The organism is Agromyces sp. CCNWLW203 (assembly GCF_036576125.1).
Classification (GTDB): domain Bacteria; phylum Actinomycetota; class Actinomycetes; order Actinomycetales; family Microbacteriaceae; genus Agromyces.
The window spans coordinates 25772-44422 of sequence record NZ_JAZHYX010000005.1 but is presented as its reverse complement, the minus strand read 5'-3'; the positions used below and the strand labels follow the sequence as shown (position 1 = coordinate 44422).

The window sequence follows — 18651 nt, the reverse complement described above, 5'->3', positions numbered from 1 at the left end:
GCTCGGTCGCTCGGGCGTGTCCGAGCCATGCTACACGCCCCCCGAACGGGGGGGAGCTGCGAACGACTCCGGTCAGCCGACCGGTGGCCCCGCCTCCGTGATCTCGTCGGGGCCGTCGCGCGACTCGCCCGTCGCGACATCCGCCGGCGAACCCTGTCGACGGCTCAGCCACAGGAACGGCACGGCGAGCGCCTGGATGCCGCCGCTGACGACCAGCGATCCCGGATAGCCCCAGAGGTCGGCCGAGCGGCCGAGCACGGGCTGGATCACGGCGCCGCCTGTACTGCCGAGCAGTGAGTCGAACGAGAGCACGGTCGCGCGCTGCTGCGACGGGATCATGTCGTTCAGGTACGCCTGCTGCACCGGCCCGGCGGCCGCGTCGACGAGGCCCCAGACGGTGAGCAGCACGAGCGCGATCCAGAAGTTGCGGTTCACGCCGAGGGCGAGCAGCACGAGGGTCGAGACGACGAGGCTCAGGATGATGGTCGTCGTGCGCTTGCGGAAGCGCCGGCGCACCCACGGCGCAACGAGTCCGCCGATCACCTGCGAGCCCGACAGGATCGCCGCGGCGAGTCCCGCGATCGAGTAGGCGCCCGTGTCGCCCCAGAGTTCGACGAGGTAGGGCTGCAGTGCGTAGAAGACGTAGAAGCCGACGCCCGACGTGAAGAACGAGGCGAACATGACGTAGCGCACGGGCCGCCGCCCGAGCCCGTACTTCAGCGAGGCGTTGAAGACCTCCTTCGTCGCCCGGATCGGGTGTGCGCGGCCCGCGGGCGTGAAGCCGAGGTCGTGCATCACGAGCGCGGCGACGACGAACATCACGACGAGGATGCCGGCGCGTATGAGAAACGGCACGCCGAGGTTCGTGGCCTGTGCGACCACGCCGCCCGCGATGGAACCGAGGAACATCGCAGCCCCCGAGAAGGCGAGGCCCCGCCCGAAGACCTTCTCGAGCCCGCCCGTGTATCCGGTCGCGGCGAGCGCGTCGACGAGCCACGCCTCGACGGCGCCCGAGAAGAACGTGAAGCCGAGCCCGAGCAGCACCGAGACGATCGCCCACATCCAGAACGGCGAGTGCGCCACCCAGAGCAGGTAGTAGAGCACGGTCGTCACCGCGAGCGTGATGGTGCCGAGCAGGTACGAGACGCGCCGCCCGAGCGTGTCGGCGACGACCCCCGTCGGCACCTCGAAGATCACCATGCCCACCGAGAAGAAGGCGTTGGCGGCGAACGCCTCGAAGTTCGAGAGGCCGGCGTCGAGCAGGAAGAGCGTGTTGACGCCCCAGATGAACGAGGCGGCGAGCGTGTTCCCGATGAGCAACGTGAAGTAGGCCGCCTGCACCCGGCGCGCCGCCGGGTTCGGTGCCGTCTCCTCACGCGTCGCACGTTCGGCCATGCGACATATCTTGCTCGCTTCGCGCCGGCACCGCCACGGTCGCCCTTGAGGTGGAAGCGAGCGGATGCGGCTGCGGCGCGCTGCTCGACGCGGCATCCGTTGCCCCGCTACGCTCGCGGCATGATCCGCTTCCTCATCCGCACGGCGATCTCCCTCGTGACCGCCGCCCTCGGCCTGCTCATCGCGTCGTGGATCCTCCCCGACTTCCACATCGAGTGGGGCGGGTTCCTCGTGGCGACCCTCGTCTTCACGATCGCCCAGGCGGTGCTCGGCCCGTTCATCTTCAACGTCGCCCGGCAGCACGCCTCTGCGGTGCTCGGCGGCATCGGCCTCGTCTCGACATTCGTGGCGCTGCTCATCGCCTCGCTCTTCCCGGGCGGCATCACGATCGACGGCTGGGTGACCTGGATCCTCGCGACGCTCACGGTCTGGATCGTCACGGCGCTCGGCACGTGGCTCCTGCCCCTCATCTTCCTGAAGGAGAAGGTCAAGGGCGCCAAGGCCTGAGCTGCGGCATCCGCTGAGCTCAGCTCGCGCTGGCGCTGCGGGCGCGGCTCAGTGCATGTTGTCGTTGCCCGACTCGTGCACGGCCCGGCCCCAGCAGCCCGCGTCCTCCCAGCGATAAGCGGCTCCCCCACCGGAGTTGCCGTGCAGCGCGAGGGTCCACTCGGCGCGCTCGGCCTCACTGAGATCGAGCGGCTGGGCCTCCGACCCGTCGGGGTTCCACCACTCGAAGTAGAGGTACTCGTGCCCGGCCTCGGTCATGCAATCGCGCACGCGCTGCTGGAACTCGAGCCAGATCTCGCGCTCGGTCGCCGCTTCGGGGTCGACCGGCGTCTCCGTGGCGCTGAGCGGCTGCCCGGCTGCGCGCGCCGCCGCCTCGGCCTCGTCGCCCTTCGTGGCGCAACCACCGCCGGGGTTGTAGATGTCGGGGCCGTAGAGCGCCTGCGTCCAGAGGATCGAGGTCTCGTAGTCGAGCCCGGTCGGCTGCGGGCTGCCGCCGAGCCACCACTGCCACTCGAGGAAGTCGAAGCCGGCGTCGGCCATGCACTCGCGGATCACGACCTGCTTGCCGAGCCACTCCGAACGCGCCTCGGGCGTCACGTACTGGTCGCTCAGCGGGTCGAGGTAGGGGTTGTAGTCGGCGGCGTTCGTATCGGTGCCCGATGCGGCGGCGAGCTGCGAGCTCTGCTCGCCTGCGGCGGGCGCGGCATTCGAGGTCGTGTCGGACTCCGGTTCTGGGCCGTCGTCGTGCGCAGAGGAGACGAGCTCCGCACGGGGCTGGTTGGCGCTGTAGGCGGCCGCGCCGAGCGCAACCACGGATGCTCCGCCGAGTACGGCGCCAGTGATCGCGGCGATCGCGGCGATGCGTTGCACGTTCACGCGGTGATTCCTTCCGGTCGGAGGCGGGGCGAATCGCTCGCCCGCCGGCGTCGCTCGGCCCAGAGGCCCCGGTCGGCGGGCAGCCACCAGGCGGCCATCGCCACGAAGAAGATCACGCCGGCCGCGGCCAGCACGCGATTGATGAGCATCGCCTGGCTGAGCGCCGAGGTGTAGAAGTCGGTGAGCGTGACGCTCGTGGCGATGAGCGTGTACATGCCGAAGCGGAGCAGCACGTAGCTCGCCACCGCGAGCCAGAGCGCGCCGAGCCAGCGCGCCTCGGGCACCATCGTCAGCGCCGAGCCGATGAGCGCGAGGCCGAGGCCGACGAGGCCCGCCGCGACGAGGTCCCATGCGCCGACCCATGAGCCGTCGAGGATGCCGGAGCCGACCCGCACGACGATGAGCACGCCCCAGGCGAGCAGCAGCGCGGTCGCGACGTGGGCGAGTGCCGGCATCGCGAGCGGGAACGTGCCCGCCGGTGCCGTGAGCGCTGCCGCGTGCAGCCGGGCGGACCGCCACGCGAGGTCGGCAGGGACGCCGCGCGCGGCACGCCAGAGGATCGACGACCCGACGCCCGGGTCGGAGCCGGCCGCGGCGCGCTCCTCGAAGACGTCGGACTCGAGTTCGGCGATGCGATCGGCGGCGATATCGCCCGGCAGGTCGCGCGTGTACCAGCGGCCCCAGGCGAGCACGGCGCGATCGCTGCGATGAGCGGATGCCGCGGGCCCGGCGGTCATGCGAAGGCCGCCTTGCCCTGCACGGCGACGACTCGTCGCGCTTCGAGTTCGGCGCGGTACGCGAGCTCCCCGGCGCCGGTGACGCGATAGAGCCGGCGTCGCGGTCGCCCCTCGGATGCACCGATCGCGGCGTCCTCCCAGACGGATTCGAGCAGGCCCCGCTCGCTCAGCCGGGCGAGCGCCTTGTAGAGCGTTCCGTGGGCGGTGAGCGCCGCGGCATCCGCTCGCTCGGCGATGCGCTTCGCGAGCGCGAAGCCATAGAACTCGCCGTCATCGCCCTGCAGCTCCATGCCGGCCGCGAGGATGTCGACCTCGAGGTCGACGAGTCGTCCTTCACGTCTGCGCGCCATGGGGAAAGAATAGGAAGATATCTTCCCCAGGGCAAGGGTCTTGCGCAGAACGGCGCGGTGGGCCTTACGCGAACGCGCAGTACTGAGCACGATTCGGTTTTCGGTGCACCTCGGGTTAGCCTGCTCGAACCATCCGCGAACCCGACGCGGATCCGTACCGGGAGCCCCCACCCATGCGCAAGCGCACCGTCGCGCTCATCGTCGTCGCCGCCGTCATCCTCGCCCTGCTCGGCGGGGCCTACTGGGCCGGCCGGCACCTCTTCTTCGAACCCACCGCGAGGGGCGTCGACTCGGTCGTCGCCGAACTCGACGGCGAGCGCGTGCTCGGCGTCTTCGCCCACCCCGACGACGAGCAGACCGTCAACGGGTTGTTCTTCCGCGCCCATCAGGGCGGGGCGTACACGGCGATGATCACCGCCACGCAGGGCGAGGCCGGGCACCAGACGCCCGTCGTCGCGCGGCAGGAGGATCTCGGCGACATCCGCAAGGCCGAGGCGCTGAAGAACAGCTTCAACCTCGGCGTCGACCGGCACGTCGTGTGGGACTACTCCGACGGCGGAGTGCCCGAGGCAGGCGAAGACGAACTCGTCTCGCGCGTGGTCGCCGAGATGAAGCGCGTGCGTCCCGACGTCGTCGTCGGCTTCTGGCCCGAGAGCGGCGCGACCGGGCACGCCGACCACATGGAGATGGGTCGAATCACCGAGCTCGCGATCGCCGAACTCGCGGCGTCGGGCGGCTCGTACTCCGGGCCGAAGCACCTCGTGTACACGATCAGCCCTTCTGGCGCGCTCTCGGTCTTCGGCGGCGAGGCGGGCGCGTTCGTCGTCGCGAACCAGCCGAAGCCCGAATACGCGATGAGCGCCGAGGTGGCGAAGAAGCACGAGGGGTGGACGATCCATGCCTCGCAGTCGAACTACATGCAGGAGTCGTACATCCTGCCGACGTGGCTCATCTACGCCCTCTGGGACCAGGAGTTCTACCACGTGCGCGATCTCGAGGCCGATCCGCTCGGCTGAGCCGGTCGGGCCGGTTGAGCCGAGGGCAGCGGATGCCGCGGCTCACGTCGTGACGGGGGAATCTCGGCGCTGCGACCGGTGATCCGACGGGCGTTGGGGCAGAATCGTGCCGTGACCGAGACTGCGCACTCCGACCCCGTCGACGACTCGAATGCGAACGCGCCGGCGGACTCTGCTGCCGCCTCCGCAGCCGACGAGTCGCAGCACCGGCGGGAGGTGATCCGCAAGCGCGTGATCGACGCGATCGCCGTGTTCGTGCTGTCGGCGGTCGCCGTGCTCACTGCCTGGTGCGGATTCCAGTCGTCGAAATGGGGCGGCGAGATGTCGATCGCGTTCAGCGAGGCTTCGAGCGCTCGAGTGCAGTCGATCGACTTCGCGAGCCAGGCGCGCGACGCGCGTGCGAACGACCAGGCGATCTGGGTGCAGTGGGTGCTCGCAACCGACCAGGGCGACGCGCGACTGGCCGGCTACATCGAACAGCGGTTCTCGCCGGAGTTCGCCGCGGCGTTCGACGCGTGGAACGCCGGTGGCCGAGAAGCTCGCGGCCCGTTCGCGCTCGACGCCTACGTGCCGCCGGGAACGGAGGAGGCCGCCGCGCTCAGCGACCGCGCCGACAGCAGGTTCCACGACGCACTCGAGAACAACCAGCGGGGCGACAACTACTCGATCCTGACCGTGCTCTTCGCCCTCGTGCTGTTCCTCACCGCCATGTCGCAGCGCGAGCTTCAGCCCTGGGTCGTGCGCACGCTGCTCGGGCTCGCGATCACCGTCGCGGTCGTCGGCGTCGTGATCCTGCTGACCTTCCCCATTCGGATCTGACCGGACGATCGTCGGGCCGGCGGAGCCGCGGGGTCGCCATCCCGCAGGAGATTCGCGGTCATGACCCCGCATGTGCGCCGATGAGGCGAGATCTCCTGAATTCCGAGCGCCGGCCGCGCTCGACCGAGCACCGCGAGCCGCGACATCCGCTCGTCGGCTCGCTCAGAACCGACGCGCGAATGGTTCCGGTTTCCGCATGCGCACGAGCAGCACGATCGGAATCAGCACGTACGGCAGGTTGAACGCGAGGAACTTCGCGGGGTTCGTCGTCTGCCACTCGGGCTCGCCGAAGAACTCGACGCCGAACACGATGATGCCCGTGATGCGCTGCGACGACCGTCACGATGCTGTCGAGTCGGCCGACGATGCGCCACGTCCCGCGAATCCGTCGGCGGGCTCCGCGATCCGCAGCTGCACGCCCGCCGCGGCCAGCCGGTCGAGTTCGCCCCGATCCGCGCGCACATCGGTGACGAGGGTGTCGATGCGCTCCGTGGGCACCGTCTGCACCATGGAGTCGACGCCTACCTTCGTGTGGTCGGCGAGCACCATGACGCGCTTCGCGGAGTCGACCGCGGCACGGTCGATGCTCGCCACGTGCATGTTCGGGGTGCTGAGCCCGTTCGCCGCCGTGAGGCCGTTGCCCGAGAGGAAGACCTTGTGGAATCGCAGGCGGGAGACTGCCTTCTCGGCCTCGCCGCCGATCACGCCACGGATGCTGCCGCGAAGGATTCCGCCGATGAGCAGCACCTCCACATCGGTGGAATCGACGAGCGCGCTCGCAACGAGCACCGACGTCGTCGCGACCATCAGGCGCCGATGGGTGAGCCGTTGCGCGAGCGCCTGCGTCGTGGTGCCCGGGCACAGCATGATGACATCGCCGTCGTCCACGAGGTCCGCGGCGACCGCCGCCATCGCCAGTTTCTCCTCGGCCGCCACCACGGCCTTCTCGCGGTAGCTCAGCTCGTCCATGCTCGATCGTCCGACGGATGCCCCGCCACGATGCCGCACGACGAGACCGGCCTCGTCGAGCGCTCTCAGGTCACGGCGGATCGTGATCTCCGAGGCACGAACCATGCGCGAGAGGTCTGTGACCGACGCGGAGCCGTGCACGGACAGCGCCGAGAGGATGACCTGGCGTCGTTCCTCGGTGAACATCCGACCTCCCTGCACGATGCCGACGGACGGCGCTTCGATCGTTCAAGCCTAGGCGCGGAAGGCACGAGGGGCACCGGAATGTGGCATCCGGTGCCCCTCGAGATCAGCTCGCGTCGCAGGTGACCTTCGCGTCCGCCCAGTCGGCGTGGTCGAAGTTCTTGCCGTTCGTCGCCTCGTCGGCAACGAGCCGAAGACGCTGCACCCCGGTCACGTCGACGCTGAGCGGCACCGCGCCCTGGTCGTTCGTCAGCACCGCGGTCTCGGTGAGGAGCACCCCGTCGCCGTAGACCAGGAACTTCACCGAGCCGATGCCGCTCTCCCCGGGCGTCTCGAGCACCTCGTCGTCGATTCCGACGACGGCATCGAATGCCGAGCACGTGCCACCGAGCCATGCCGTCAGCGAACCCGTCGCGTGCATGCCGACGCCCTTGGGATACGAGACACCGGCGATCTCGATGGTGCGACCGTCGTTCGCCGCCGCCTGCCCGTTCGACAGATCCCGCTCGACCGGACCGTAGCCGTTCGACTGCTCGAGCCATTCGAGATCGGAGATGAAGTTCAGCCCGTCGAGCGGCTCGGGCGTGACCCAGAGGGTCGACTGGCTCGCCGCGGTGCGCAGCTCGCTGCCGACGCGATACGCGACCTCGACCGGGATCTCGACGGTGCCGCTCGCTCCGTCCTCGGGGACCGTGAGGGTCCAGGATGCCTCGAGCGCCTCGCCTGCCGGAAGCGTCTTCGCTGTCACGGTCGTGCCGTCGAGCGTCCAGCCCTCGGGAACGACGGGTGTGATCGCGACCTTCTTCGCGTCGGTCTCGACCGCGAAGGACGTCTTCAGCTCGACCGTCGAGCCAGGCGCGACCTCGGCCGCGGACGGCTCGACAGTGAGGTCCACCGCGGCCCACGGCTCGGCCGGCTCCAGGCAGCTCTCCCGTCCCGGCTTGTCGAGGCAGACGACCGCTGCGAACCCGCCGTTGGTCGCCGTCGGGATGGTGAGGGTCTGATCCTTGGTCGTGTGCGTCGTGGTGAGCACCGTCGCCGAACCATTGGTCCCGTCATCCGTCAACAGGTCGACGATGAGGTGCTTGCCGCCGAACTGCTCGAGCGGCAACTGCAGCGGCTCGCCCGATCCGGCGCGCATGCCGCCGACGTACCAGCGGTCACCAGCACGTCGTGCGAGCACGACGTCGGACGCGGGCGTGCCGCTCACGAGCTGCGTCTCGTCCCAGTGCGCCGGGAGGTTCTGCAGGAAGCGCTCCGCGTTCGGTTCGGCGGCATAGGCCTCCGGCTTGTCCGAGAGGTGTTGCCAGCCCGACTCGTAGACGATGCTCATGGCCACCTCGTGGGCCTTCGACGAGTTGCCGTTGCCGCGCGAGAACGTGACGGGCGTCCAGTCCATTGACCCGACGACGTTGCGCGTGAACGGAACCATGAGGCTCCGGGCGGGGCTGATGCCGTTCTCGGCGCCGCGCACCGCCTCGTAGCTCATGATGTGCGGCCAGGTGCGCTGCAAGCCGGTCGGCAGCGATGAGCCGTGGAAGTTGATCATGAGCCGGTTCGCGGCGGTGTCGGCCGCGATCAGGTCGTACCACTGGTGGATCGCCTGGCTGTCGGTGTCCATGAAGTCGACCTTGATGCCCTTGACGCCCCACGATGCGAGGCGGGGCAGCCACTCGTCGCGTTGCTCCTGCGTGCGGAGGTCGCGACTGTGGAACCACATGATGACGTCGACGCCCTTGGTCTCGGCGTACCGCACCGTGCGCGGCACCCAGCTCGCGTCCCAGCCTTCGTCGAGCAGCACGTACTCCCAGCCGTTCCGGGCCGAGAGGTCGACGAAGTCGCGTTGGCGCGCCTCGTCCTTGGGGCTGTTCCAGTCGGTGAGCCAGCTCCAGCTGGACACTCCGGGCTTGATCCACGAGGTGTCCTCGCCGCTGAGCTGGTTCGGCGTCGCCAGGTCGTCGACGATGGTCGACTCGACGATCGTGTCGAGGCCGCCGACGATCGCGACGCGCCATGGCGTCGAGAGCTCGCCCGTCGACGTCACTGGGGCGCCCTGGAAGAGGTCCACGCCGTATCGCAGGGTGCCGGCGGCGTGCGCGAGATGCGAACCGGAGTAGTCGCCGTGCAGATCCGCCTCAGTGAGGAGCACGTACTGCTCGCCCTGCTGGAACAGCGCGGGGTACCCGACGCTGCCGGTGCCGTTCGAGGCGGTCGCGGTGGTCTGCATCCATTCCGCCTCGTAGTTCACGGCGTAGGAACGCTGCATCCACGCGGCACCATCCATCGGGAGTTCCCACGCGCCCGACTCGTCGTCGACCCGGTGCTCACCCTCGCCTGCGACGAGATAGCGGTACGCTGCGCCGTCGTCGGAGAGCCGCACGGCGATGGAGAAGTGCGCACCCGCCTCATTCGCGAACTCGAAGACCGACTCGCTGAACGTGTAGGCGCGCTCCTCCTCCTTGCCGGTGACCATGGTGTACGAATCGCTCACCACGTCGTCGGTGCGGCCGACGAACGTCAGCCCGTCTCGGAAGTCGCCGTCGCTGCCCGTGAGTCCGAGTCGCGTCGCCTGCACGAGCGCCGTCGTTCCGTTCATGACGTCGAGTGCCACACGGCCAGCGGAATCGAGCTTGAGGACACCGTCGATCGTGGAACCCTCGGGCCCGTCGATGGCCCATTGTTCGACGACGACCGGCTCCTCGGGAACCTCGTCGTCGCAGACGAGCTTGGCGTCGCCCCAGTCGGCGTGGTCGAAGTTCTTGCCGTTGGTCGCCTCATGGGCGACGAGGCGCAGGACCTCAACGCCCGTGACATCCGTCGCCAGATCGACCGCGGCATCGTTGCCGGTGACCACACCCGTCTCGGCGAGCAACGCGCCGTCGCCGAACACCTGGAACCGCACGGTGCCGATCCCCGACGTGACCTCGTCGTCGAGGCCGACCTTCGCACTGAACGCCCTGCAGTTCGCTCCGAGCTCGACCGACAGCGCGCCCGTCGCGTGCATGCCGATGCCCTTCGGGTAGACGGCGCCACCGATGGTGATCGGTTTGCCGTCACCGGCGGCGGATTCTCCGTTCGAGGAGTCGCGCTCGATCGGCCCCCATCCGTTCGACTCGTTCAGCCACGGAAGGTCGGAGACGTACACGTCACCGACCGGCACGTCGGCGAATGCCGGGCTGGTCGACACCGCGACGAAACCGCCGCCGATGAGTGTTCCTGCGACGACGACAGCGGCGGTTCTGCGCCGGTGATGGTTCAAGCGAGGCACGAGGTCTCCTTCGACAGTCGTGATGGCCTTCGCACGAGGGCCCGGGCCAAGGGTAGGAAGGCGTGATCGAATCGGTCAACATGGTGATCGAAGTCGACCAGGACGCCGCGCGAAACGATCAGTTCCGGTCACTCGCGCGGCGCTACGGGGCTCGCCCCTTCCGCTCGCCCATCCGTCTCGGCTGCAGCACTTCTCCGCCGAGCGGCGGAGCCGCCGAGCCCAACGGCTCGCTAGCGTGGAGCGATGACCGCCAACGCAGCGCCGCCCGTCGTCGAGGGCATCGAGTGGGTGCGCCCGCGGCCGGGCCGACGCGCCCTCCGCAACGATGTGATCCTCGCCCTCGTGCTCGCCGCCGGCACCGCGGCGACGGTCGTGCTCTACCGCATCGCCGGGTGGGGACAGGGCGACGGGGAGGGCGGGGGCGCTCCGTGGTGGGGTTCGGTGCTCTGGGTCGCCGCGATGACGTTGCCCTTGGCAGCCAGGCGCCTCCAGCCCGAGCTCGTCGCGCTCGTGGCATCCGCGACCTTCATCGTCGGCGGTATCGTGCCCGTCGGCGACGCACTCTTCAGCAACATCTGCCTGTTCGTCGCCATCTACACGGTCGGCGCGTGGGGTCGTAGCCGACGTCGCGCGACGATCGTGCGCGGCGTCATCGTCGCCGTCATGTTCGGGTGGTTGTTCTGGGGGCTCATCTACTACTCCGCAGTACAGGACCACCTGCCCGACTTCTCCCGCGAGGGAACGGTCTCGCCGTATCTCGCGTACGGCCTCATCAACGTGCTCACGAATCTGCTCTACTTCGGCGGCGCGTGGTACTTCGGCGACACGGGCTACCGTTCGGCCAGGTCGCGCGCAGAGCTCGAGCAGCGCACCGCCGAACTCGCCTCCGAGCGCGAGCGCACGCGCGCACAGGCCGTCGCGATCGAGCGGTTGCGCATCGCCCGCGAGCTGCACGACGTCGTCGCCCACCACGTCTCGGTGATCGGCGTGCAGGCGGGAGCGGCGCGACGCGTCCTCGCGAAGGATCCCGATGCTGCTGCGGCTGCGCTCTCGTCGATCGAGTCGAGTGCCCGCGACGCCGTCGACGAGTTGCACGGCTTGCTCGGCACGCTCCGCGGTGATGCAGAGACCGGCTCGGTCGCTGTGCTCGACCACGCCCTCGGCCTGGCCGGCACCCGCACGGGCTCCGGCGACGACGAGCCCGCGACCACGAGCACGTCGACGCGAGGCATCGCCCGCCTCGACGACCTCGTGGCGGAGTGCGCGGCCGGCGGCCTGCCGACGACGCTCTCGATCGTCGGCGACGCGGTGCCGATCTCCGCGGTCGTCGACCTCAGCGCCTACCGCATCGTGCAGGAGGCGCTCACGAACGTGCGGAAGCACGCGGGCGCCGCCGCGACGGCTGAAGTCCGCGTGCGCTGGTCTGACGAGTCGGTCGAGGTCGAGGTGACCAACACGGGCCCCGTGCTGCGACCGTCGAGCGAGACGGCGACGGATGCCTCGAGCCGGCGTCTCGGCCAGGTGGGCATGCGCGAGCGGGTCGCCGCGGCCGGCGGTCGCCTCGAGCTCGGACCCCGCTCGCGGGGCGGGTACCTCGTGCGCGCCGAATTCCCGCTGCGCCGTACCGAAGAGGTGAGCGCATGAGCATCCGCGTGCTCGTCGTCGACGACCAGTCGCTCGTGCGCGGCGGGTTCCGCACGATCCTCGACTCCGAAGACGGCATCGAGGTCGTCGGCGAAGCGGCGAACGGCGAAGAGGCGATCGCCGCAGTGGCGGCGCTCTCGCCCGACGTCGTCTGCATGGACGTGCAGATGCCGGGCATGGACGGACTCGAGGCCACTCGTCGCATCACCGCCGACGAGGCATCCGCTGCCGCCGTGCTCGTGCTCACGACCTTCAACCGCGAGGACTACCTGTTCGCGGCGCTCGAGGCAGGGGCGAGCGGGTTCCTGCTGAAGAACTCGAGCCCCGAGCAGCTCATCGAGGCGGTGCAGGTGGTCGCGAGAGGCGACGCACTGCTGTCGCCCGACGTCACGCGACGCGTGATCGAGGCCGTGGCGAGCCGGGCCGCCGTTCCCGGAGCAGGAGTGACGGACTCAGCGGCATCCGGAACAGGTACCGACGGCCTGCAGCGCGGCGCAGCTCCTGCCTCCGGAACGCCCGCCCTCGACACCCTCACCGACCGCGAACGCGAGGTGCTCGAACAGCTCGCCGCCGGCCTCTCGAACGCCGAGATCGCCGAACGGCTCTGGGTCGGCGAGGCGACCGTGAAGACGCACGTCTCGAAGGTGCTCATGAAGCTCGGCCTTCGCGACCGCGTGCACGCCGTCGTCTACGCGTACGAGCACGGAGTGGTGCGCGCCGGGCGCTGAGCCGGTCGGGCCGGCCGGCGCCGATGCTCGTCAGGCGACGGCGTGCGGCGAGCGCTGCGCCCCGCTCGAGCCGGGATCAGCGGCATCGCTCCCGAGTTCGACGATGGCGTTCGCCGCGTCGACGTGCACGATGCGCGGCTCGAACGCGCGAGCGTCGGCGTCGGCGAACTGCGCATACGAGATGAGGATGACGAGGTCGCCCTCGTGCACGAGATGCGCCGCCGCGCCGTTGATGCCGAGCACGCCCGAGCCGCGCTCGCCCTCGATGACGTAGGTCTCGAGTCGGGCGCCGTTCGTCACGTCGACGATCGACACCTGCTCGCCGGGGAGCAGGTCGGCGGCGTCCATGAGGTCGCGGTCGACCGTGACGGAGCCGACGTAGTGGAGGTCGGCGTGCGTGACGGTGGCGCGGTGGATCTTCGACTTCAGCATGGTCCTGAGCACGGCATCCAGCCTACGGATGTCGCGTGGGCGCCGAGGCCCCCACGGTCCGACCTCCTCGGCCGAGCTCACGCAGTTGCGCCGTGCGCTCGCTCGGGGTGTTGCCCGTGTTGACGGTGCCGCGCGGTTCGATGAGCATCGCCGAGACCTCGCCGTCGGCACGCGGGCAATGCTCGACGCCTCGTGGCACGACGTAGACGTCGCCCGCGCCGAGCTCCACGTCGCCGTCGCGCAACTGGATCACGAGCCGTCCCGAGACGACCATGAAGAACTCGTCGGTGTCGGGGTGCGAGTGCCACGTGAACTCGCCCTGTGCCTTGAAGACCTTTACGTCGTAGTCGTTCACGGTCGCGAGCCGATGAGGCTGCCAGTGCTCGGAGAAGGAGTCGAGGGCGGCCTGCAGGTTGCGCACGTCGCGCACGTCATCGGTCATCGCGCCATTCTCCTCGCTTCTCCCTGCTCCCGCGGTGAACCCCCTTGACGCGAGCACGCACTCGTCGTAACGTAAGCGAGTCATTAATTAAGGAGTTGCTTACATGCAGCAGGGGCCCGACGAGCTCAGCCTCGTGTTCCAGGCGCTCGCCGATCCGACGCGACGCGAGATCCTCTCGCGCCTCCGCGGCGGGCCGACGACCGTCGGCGAACTGGCCGAGCCCTTCGCGATGAGCCGGCCCGCGATCTCGCAGCACCTCAAGGTGCTCGAGCGCGCCGGGCTCATCGAGCGAACCGCGTCGGCCCAGTGGCGCACCTGCTCGCTTCGCACCGAGCCGCTCGACGAGGCATCCGCCTGGGTCGATCGGCACCGCGGCGAATGGAACGAGCGCTTCGACCGGCTCGACGAGCGACTCCGCGAGATGAAGGGATCGACGGATGCCTGAGCAGACCGCCTCCGCAACCAAGCAGTTCACCATCACGCGCGTCTTCGACGCACCCCGCGAGGTCATCTGGCGCGCCTGGACGGACCCCGACGAGGCATCGGCCTGGTGGCACCCGGCCGAGGTCGTGACGCCGCGCGAATCGGTGGAGCTCGACGTGCGCCCCGGCGGGCGCTACCGCTACACGATGATCGCCCCCGACGGCTCGGAGTACCCGACGGCGGGCGTCTACCGCGAGGTCGTCGAACCCGAGCGACTCGTCTTCACGTGGGGCTCGCCGGGCGACGACGACGCCCCCGTCATCACGGTGACGCTGTCCGATCTCGGCGAGCGCACCGAGATGACGTTCCACCTCGCGGGCATCGCCGGGGCGCCCGGCGACGAGAACGTCTACGACGGCTGGGCGAGCGCCTTCGACGTGCTCGACGAGCGCCTCGATGCGCGACCGAACGACGGAGGCCAGCGCTGATGGGCCGGCTCACGGTCGAGCAGATCGTCAGCGTCGACGGGTACGCGGCCGACCTCGACGGCGGACTCGACTTCATCGGCGTCGCCCGCGGCGGCAACCCGAACGACCATGACCAGCTCGCGTTCCTCGCCGACGTCGACGCGATCCTGCTCGGCGCCAACACGTACCGGATGTTCGCCGACTACTGGCCGGTCGCCGACCCCGAGGTCGAAGTGGTCGCCGAACCGATCAACCGCCTGCCGAAGTTCGTGATGTCGAACACCCTCGAGACGGCGCCGTGGGGCGACGGATCGATCGAGATCCTGCGCGGCGCCGCGCCCGAAGCTGTCGCCGAGCTCAAGAGCCGTTACGAGCACATCGTCGTCTGGGGCAGCCTCATGCTCGCCGACGAACTCTTCCGGGCGGGGCTCGTCGACGTGCTTCGCCTGCGCGTCGTGCCGGTGCTCATCGGCGCCGGGCGTCCGTTCACCCCCGCCGACCTCGGCGACCGCCCGCTCGACCTCGACCATGTGGCCACGCATCCGAGCGGGCACCTCGGCCTGACCTACCGCCTGGGCTGACCTGCCGGCAGGGCTGACCGAGCTCCTACCTGCGATCCGCGGAGGCCTCGTCGCCGGCGCTCGGCGGGGCATCCGCTTCGGCCACATCCGCGGCGTCGCCGGCGACATCCGACCGTTCCGCCTCGGATGCATCGGCCTGCGGCTCTGACGACGCGCCACCCAGATACTCGGCCGAGAGCAGCCGGTACGAGCGGGTGCCGAACGCGAGCAGCGCGATCACAACCATCGCGAGCCCGCTGAAGAGGAACACGAGCGCGATACCGCGCGCGTCGCCTTCGCCGAGCAGCCAGCCCCAGGTCGCCTGCCCGTCGCCCGACTCCATGTAGGGGATGATCCAGAACTCGGCGATCGGCGCGATGAGGAACGCGGTGATGGGAGCGGCCGCCGCCTCGAACGCCTGCGCGAAGCCGAACACCCGGCCCTGCCGTCGGAACGGAACGACCTTCTGGATCACCGTCTGCTCCGCCGCCTCCACCGCGGGGATGAGGGACATGTAGACCCAGATGCCGACCCCGTAGAGCACCCACCACTCGCGGATGGTGAAGAGCGCGCCGAGGAGCCCCATGCCGATGACCACGAGCAGCATCGTGCGGATCGGGTTGCGCCCGAGACCCCATTTCGCGATCGCGATGCCGCCGATGATGAACCCCGAGGAGGCGACGCCGAGCACGAGGCCCCACGCCTCGACCGGGAAGAGGGTCAGGCCGTACGGATCCATGAGCGCCATGTAGACGCCGCCGATGAGGTTGTTGAAGGTCGAGAACACGATGAGGGCGAAGAGGCCGGGCGCACTGCGGATCGCAGCGATGCTGCCGCGCAGGTCGATCGCCGGCGGATGGTCTCCGTCGACCACCGGATGCGCCTCGGGAATGTGAACGAAGAACAGGTGCACGAGGGCGACGAGGGTGGCCGCGATGGCGATCGCGAGGGTCCAGCCCATGCCGAGCATGCCGATCGCGAGCCCGCTGAAGACGCTCGTGACGAGGAACGCGAGCCCCTGCACGGTGCCGACCATGCCGTTGGCGTTCGCGTGCCGCTCTTCGGGCACGAGCAGGGTCACGGTCGTCGACAACGCGATGTTGCGCATGTTCTCGACGACGGCGCCGAACAGGATGATGCCGGAGAACAGCCAGAACCACGGGCCGCCGAGGTCGAGCAGGGCCGCCTCGGGCTGGGTGAGGTAGAGCACGCCGGCCACCGCGAACGAGCCGAGGGACACGAGGCTCGAGAACACCATGACCCGGTGCTTGCGATGGCGATCGACGATCGTGCCGAAGAAGATCGAGAACAGCGCGATGAGGAGCATGTACGCTCCGCCGATGACACCCGTGGCGAGCACCGACCGCGTCTCGAGATAGACCCAGAAGGTGAGCGCGAACCACAGGAAGCTCGTCGTGACGTTCGCGATCATCGTGTTCGCGAGCACCTGCACGAAGGTGCGCATTCCGTCGGGCGGCGGCACGACGGCGGAGGGCGCGCCTTGGGCAGGCATCCCCGCGGCAGGCGCCGTTGCCGACGCTTCGCCCACGCCTCGTGCACCCGACTCGTCGTTCACCCTGCGAGGATAGCCAGCCCCTGCGACATCCGGAACCCCTCCCCCGCATGGCGGAGGCAGGAGCAGACGAGCAGGCCCGAGACCCCAACAGACCCGTCGCGCGACGGATGCCGCGGCCCCGCGGCATCCGTAGCCTGAGGCCATGCTCGAACTCCACGACGTCACCAAGCGCTACGGCGAGCGCCTCGCCCTCGACCACGTGAGCTTCACCGTCGGCGACGGCCGGCTCACCGGGTTCGTCGGCGGCAACGGCGCCGGCAAGACCACGACCATGCGCATCATCCTCGGCGTGCTCGCCTCCGACGGCGGCACCGTCACCCTCGGCGGCCAGCCGCTCACGAGCGCCGACCGCCGCCGCTTCGGCTACATGCCCGAGGAGCGCGGCCTCTACCCCAAGATGCGCGTGCTCGAGCAGACCGTCTACCTCGCCCGCCTGCACGGCTGGAGCGCGGCCGCCGCGCACCGCAACGCCCTCGAGCTGCTCGAGCGCCTCGGCCTCGGCGAGCGCACGAACGACACGATCGAGTCGCTCTCGCTCGGCAACCAGCAGCGGGCCCAGATCGCTGCGGCGCTCGTGCACCGCCCCGAGGTGCTCGTGCTCGACGAGCCCTTCTCGGGCCTCGACCCGATGGCCGTCGAGACGGTGCAGGGCGTGCTGGCGGATGCCGCGGCATCCGGTGCCCCCGTGCTCTTCTCCTCGCACCAGCTCGACATCGTCGAGCGGCTCTGCGACGACCTCGTCATCATCGCGGGCGGGCGCATCGCCGCGGCCGGCAGCCGCGACTCGCTCCGCGCCGAGCACGGCTCCGATCGATGGGAGCTGCTCACCTCGGGCGATCTCGGCTGGCTGCGGCAGCAGCCCGGCATCCGCGTCGCCGACTTCGACGGGGGCTGGGCCGTCTTCGAGGCCGAGTCGGATGCCGCGCGGCAGGCCGCCCTCGCCGAGGCTCTGACCCGCGGCGACGTCATCAGCTTCACTCGCGAGCACACGACGCTCGCCCAGATCTTCACGGAGGTCGTGCAGTGACTCTCGACACGAGCGCATCGCGCACGAATAGCAGCACCGGCGCCGATCGCAGCACTCCCGGCTTCGCCCCGACCGTCAGGCTCATCGCGGGGCGCGAGATCACGATGCGCATGCGCAGCAAGGCGTTCCTCATCTCGACGGGCGTGCTCATGCTCGCCGTGCTTGCATCCGTGCTCCTCGGCGGAATCTTCGGCTCGCAATCCGAGCTGCCGAAGGTCGCGGTGGTCGCCGGCGCGACCGACGTGGTCGAGGGAAACCCGGCGCTCGAAGCAGTGCCGGCCGCCGATCAGGACGCCGCCGAGCAGATGCTGCGAGACGGCGACGTCGAGGCGATCGTGGCCCCCGCAGCATCCGAGCCGCTCGGCATCGTGGTGCTGGGGCTCGAGTCGACGCCGAACGACGTGGTCTCGGCCCTCTCGGTGCGCCCGACGGTCGAGCTGCTCGACCCGGGCGCGGTCGACCCGATGCTCGCCTACTTCGTGGCGTTCGGCTTCGGCATCGTGTTCTTCATGTCGGCGCTGACCTTCGGCACGACGATCGCGCAGTCGGTCGTCGAAGAGAAGCAGACGCGTGTCGTCGAGATCCTGCTGTCGACCGTGTCGGCACGGGCGCTGCTCACTGGCAAGGTGATCGGCAACAGCGTGCTCGCGTTCGGGCAGATCCTCGCGATCGCGGTGCTCGCGCTCCTCGGGCTCATGCTCACGGGCCAGCGCGTGCTGCTCGGCGGCCTCGGCCCGTCGGTCGTCTGGTTCATCGTGTTCTTCGCGATCGGCTTCGTGATGCTCGCCGCGCTCTTCGCCGCGACGGCCGCGCTCGTCTCGCGTGCTGAAGACATCGGCACGGTCACGACGCCCGTGACGATGCTCGTGATGATCCCGTACTTCCTCGTGATCTTCTTCAACGACAACCCGACCGTGCTCGCGATCATGAGCTACGTGCCGTTCTCGGCACCGGTCGGCATGCCGATGCGCGTCTTCCTCGGCAGCGCCGAGTGGTGGGAGCCGTTCCTGTCGCTCGCGATCCTGCTCGCCACGGCGGCGCTCGCGGTCGTGATCGGCGAGCGCATCTACCGCAGCTCGCTCTTGAAGACGGGCGCGCGCGTGCCGTGGGGCGAGGCGCTGAAGGGCTGAGGCGAGGGGCGTGCACGAGGTGAGCGGATGCCGCGGCGCGCAGTTGTCCGGACAACTCGGGCGTCTCGCCGCCGGGCGTTCACCCGAGCGCGCACTGGGTAC

Annotated in this window: 20 protein-coding genes; 10 read left to right on the top strand and 10 right to left on the bottom strand. The window is 69.7% G+C overall.

The genetic code is table 11. The features are described 5' to 3' along the window. Positions 1 to 72: 72 nt before the first annotated feature. A complete protein-coding gene (locus VPH61_RS12370; RefSeq protein ID WP_332063803.1) occupies positions 73 to 1395 on the bottom strand; it encodes an MFS transporter in 1323 nt (440 codons plus the stop codon). 120 nt (positions 1396 to 1515) lie between these two features. On the opposite strand from VPH61_RS12370, the gene VPH61_RS12365 reads away from it, so the two are divergent. Continuing rightward, on the top strand, positions 1516 to 1902 hold the full coding sequence (locus tag VPH61_RS12365) for a phage holin family protein (RefSeq protein WP_332063802.1): 387 nt from the start codon (positions 1516 to 1518) through the stop codon (positions 1900 to 1902). Between the two features lie 48 nt (positions 1903 to 1950). Here the strand turns inward: VPH61_RS12365 and VPH61_RS12360 are convergent, their stop codons facing one another. From VPH61_RS12360 to VPH61_RS12350, 3 genes are read right to left on the bottom strand one after another with little or no spacing between them, the layout of a single operon-like run. Then, on the bottom strand, positions 1951 to 2778 hold the full coding sequence (locus VPH61_RS12360) for a hypothetical protein (RefSeq protein WP_332063801.1): 828 nt from the start codon (positions 2776 to 2778) through the stop codon (positions 1951 to 1953). Continuing rightward, positions 2775 to 3515 (bottom strand): hypothetical protein, encoded by a 741-nt coding sequence (locus tag VPH61_RS12355; RefSeq protein ID WP_332063800.1) that lies wholly within the window; start codon positions 3513 to 3515, stop codon positions 2775 to 2777. The genes VPH61_RS12360 and VPH61_RS12355 overlap by 4 nt, the downstream gene beginning before the upstream one ends. Continuing rightward, complete coding sequence (locus tag VPH61_RS12350) at positions 3512 to 3865, bottom strand: PadR family transcriptional regulator (protein ID WP_332063799.1); 354 nt, start codon at positions 3863 to 3865, stop codon at positions 3512 to 3514. The genes VPH61_RS12355 and VPH61_RS12350 overlap by 4 nt, the downstream gene beginning before the upstream one ends. A gap of 173 nt (positions 3866 to 4038) precedes the next feature. Here VPH61_RS12350 and VPH61_RS12345 point away from each other — a divergent pair, with 173 nt between their 5' ends. Together VPH61_RS12345 and VPH61_RS12340 are read left to right on the top strand one after the other, a co-directional pair. Continuing rightward, positions 4039 to 4881, top strand: a complete 843-nt coding sequence (locus tag VPH61_RS12345) for a PIG-L deacetylase family protein (RefSeq protein ID WP_332063798.1) — start codon at positions 4039 to 4041, stop codon at positions 4879 to 4881. A gap of 111 nt (positions 4882 to 4992) precedes the next feature. Continuing rightward, the gene (locus tag VPH61_RS12340; RefSeq protein WP_332063797.1) at positions 4993 to 5700 is read left to right on the top strand and encodes a hypothetical protein; all 708 of its coding nucleotides are present in this window, start codon (positions 4993 to 4995) and stop codon (positions 5698 to 5700) included. A gap of 162 nt (positions 5701 to 5862) precedes the next feature. On the opposite strand, the gene VPH61_RS12335 is transcribed toward VPH61_RS12340, so the two are convergent. The 3 genes from VPH61_RS12335 to VPH61_RS12325 all read right to left on the bottom strand — a co-directional run bounded on the left by VPH61_RS12335 (position 5863) and on the right by VPH61_RS12325 (position 10120). Next, complete coding sequence (locus tag VPH61_RS12335; protein ID WP_332063796.1) at positions 5863 to 6009, bottom strand: EXPERA domain-containing protein; 147 nt, start codon at positions 6007 to 6009, stop codon at positions 5863 to 5865. Between the two features lie 30 nt (positions 6010 to 6039). Next, on the bottom strand, positions 6040 to 6855 hold the full coding sequence (locus tag VPH61_RS12330; protein ID WP_332063795.1) for a DeoR/GlpR family DNA-binding transcription regulator: 816 nt from the start codon (positions 6853 to 6855) through the stop codon (positions 6040 to 6042). Between the two features lie 103 nt (positions 6856 to 6958). Beyond that, positions 6959 to 10120, bottom strand: a complete 3162-nt coding sequence (locus tag VPH61_RS12325) for an NPCBM/NEW2 domain-containing protein (protein ID WP_332063794.1) — start codon at positions 10118 to 10120, stop codon at positions 6959 to 6961. 243 nt (positions 10121 to 10363) lie between these two features. Here VPH61_RS12325 and VPH61_RS12320 point away from each other — a divergent pair, with 243 nt between their 5' ends. Together VPH61_RS12320 and VPH61_RS12315 are read left to right on the top strand one after the other, a co-directional pair. Continuing rightward, a complete protein-coding gene (locus tag VPH61_RS12320; RefSeq protein WP_332063793.1) occupies positions 10364 to 11764 on the top strand; it encodes a sensor histidine kinase in 1401 nt (466 codons plus the stop codon). Next, entirely contained in the window at positions 11761 to 12492 is a 732-nt protein-coding gene (locus VPH61_RS12315) for a response regulator transcription factor (protein WP_332063792.1), read from the top strand. The genes VPH61_RS12320 and VPH61_RS12315 overlap by 4 nt, the downstream gene beginning before the upstream one ends. A 30-nt stretch (positions 12493 to 12522) precedes the next feature. Here VPH61_RS12315 and panD read toward each other — a convergent pair whose 3' ends face one another. Further along, a complete protein-coding gene (gene panD / locus VPH61_RS12310) occupies positions 12523 to 12936 on the bottom strand; it encodes an aspartate 1-decarboxylase (protein ID WP_332063791.1) in 414 nt (137 codons plus the stop codon). A gap of 10 nt (positions 12937 to 12946) precedes the next feature. After that, a complete protein-coding gene (locus VPH61_RS12305; RefSeq protein WP_332063790.1) occupies positions 12947 to 13366 on the bottom strand; it encodes a cupin domain-containing protein in 420 nt (139 codons plus the stop codon). Positions 13367 to 13469: 103 nt separating this feature from the next. On the opposite strand from VPH61_RS12305, the gene VPH61_RS12300 reads away from it, so the two are divergent. From VPH61_RS12300 to VPH61_RS12290, 3 genes are read left to right on the top strand one after another with little or no spacing between them, the layout of a single operon-like run. Beyond that, entirely contained in the window at positions 13470 to 13811 is a 342-nt protein-coding gene (locus tag VPH61_RS12300) for an ArsR/SmtB family transcription factor (RefSeq protein ID WP_332063789.1), read from the top strand. Beyond that, on the top strand, positions 13804 to 14277 hold the full coding sequence (locus tag VPH61_RS12295) for an SRPBCC family protein (RefSeq protein ID WP_332063788.1): 474 nt from the start codon (positions 13804 to 13806) through the stop codon (positions 14275 to 14277). The genes VPH61_RS12300 and VPH61_RS12295 overlap by 8 nt, the downstream gene beginning before the upstream one ends. Beyond that, positions 14277 to 14837: a dihydrofolate reductase family protein gene (locus VPH61_RS12290; RefSeq protein WP_332063787.1), complete on the top strand. Its 561-nt coding sequence runs from the start codon at positions 14277 to 14279 to the stop codon at positions 14835 to 14837. The genes VPH61_RS12295 and VPH61_RS12290 overlap by 1 nt, the downstream gene beginning before the upstream one ends. A 25-nt stretch (positions 14838 to 14862) precedes the next feature. Here VPH61_RS12290 and VPH61_RS12285 read toward each other — a convergent pair whose 3' ends face one another. Beyond that, positions 14863 to 16281, bottom strand: coding sequence for an MFS transporter (locus VPH61_RS12285; RefSeq protein ID WP_332064101.1), 1419 nt, complete (start codon positions 16279 to 16281; stop codon positions 14863 to 14865). Between the two features lie 253 nt (positions 16282 to 16534). Between VPH61_RS12285 and VPH61_RS12280 the strand changes: the two genes are divergently transcribed. Both VPH61_RS12280 and VPH61_RS12275 read left to right on the top strand, forming a co-directional pair. Continuing rightward, entirely contained in the window at positions 16535 to 17419 is an 885-nt protein-coding gene (locus VPH61_RS12280) for an ABC transporter ATP-binding protein (RefSeq protein WP_332063786.1), read from the top strand. Then, entirely contained in the window at positions 17416 to 18549 is a 1134-nt protein-coding gene (locus VPH61_RS12275; RefSeq protein ID WP_332063785.1) for an ABC transporter permease, read from the top strand. Before VPH61_RS12280 ends, VPH61_RS12275 begins: the two co-directional genes overlap by 4 nt. The last annotated feature ends 102 nt before the right edge of the window (positions 18550 to 18651 follow it).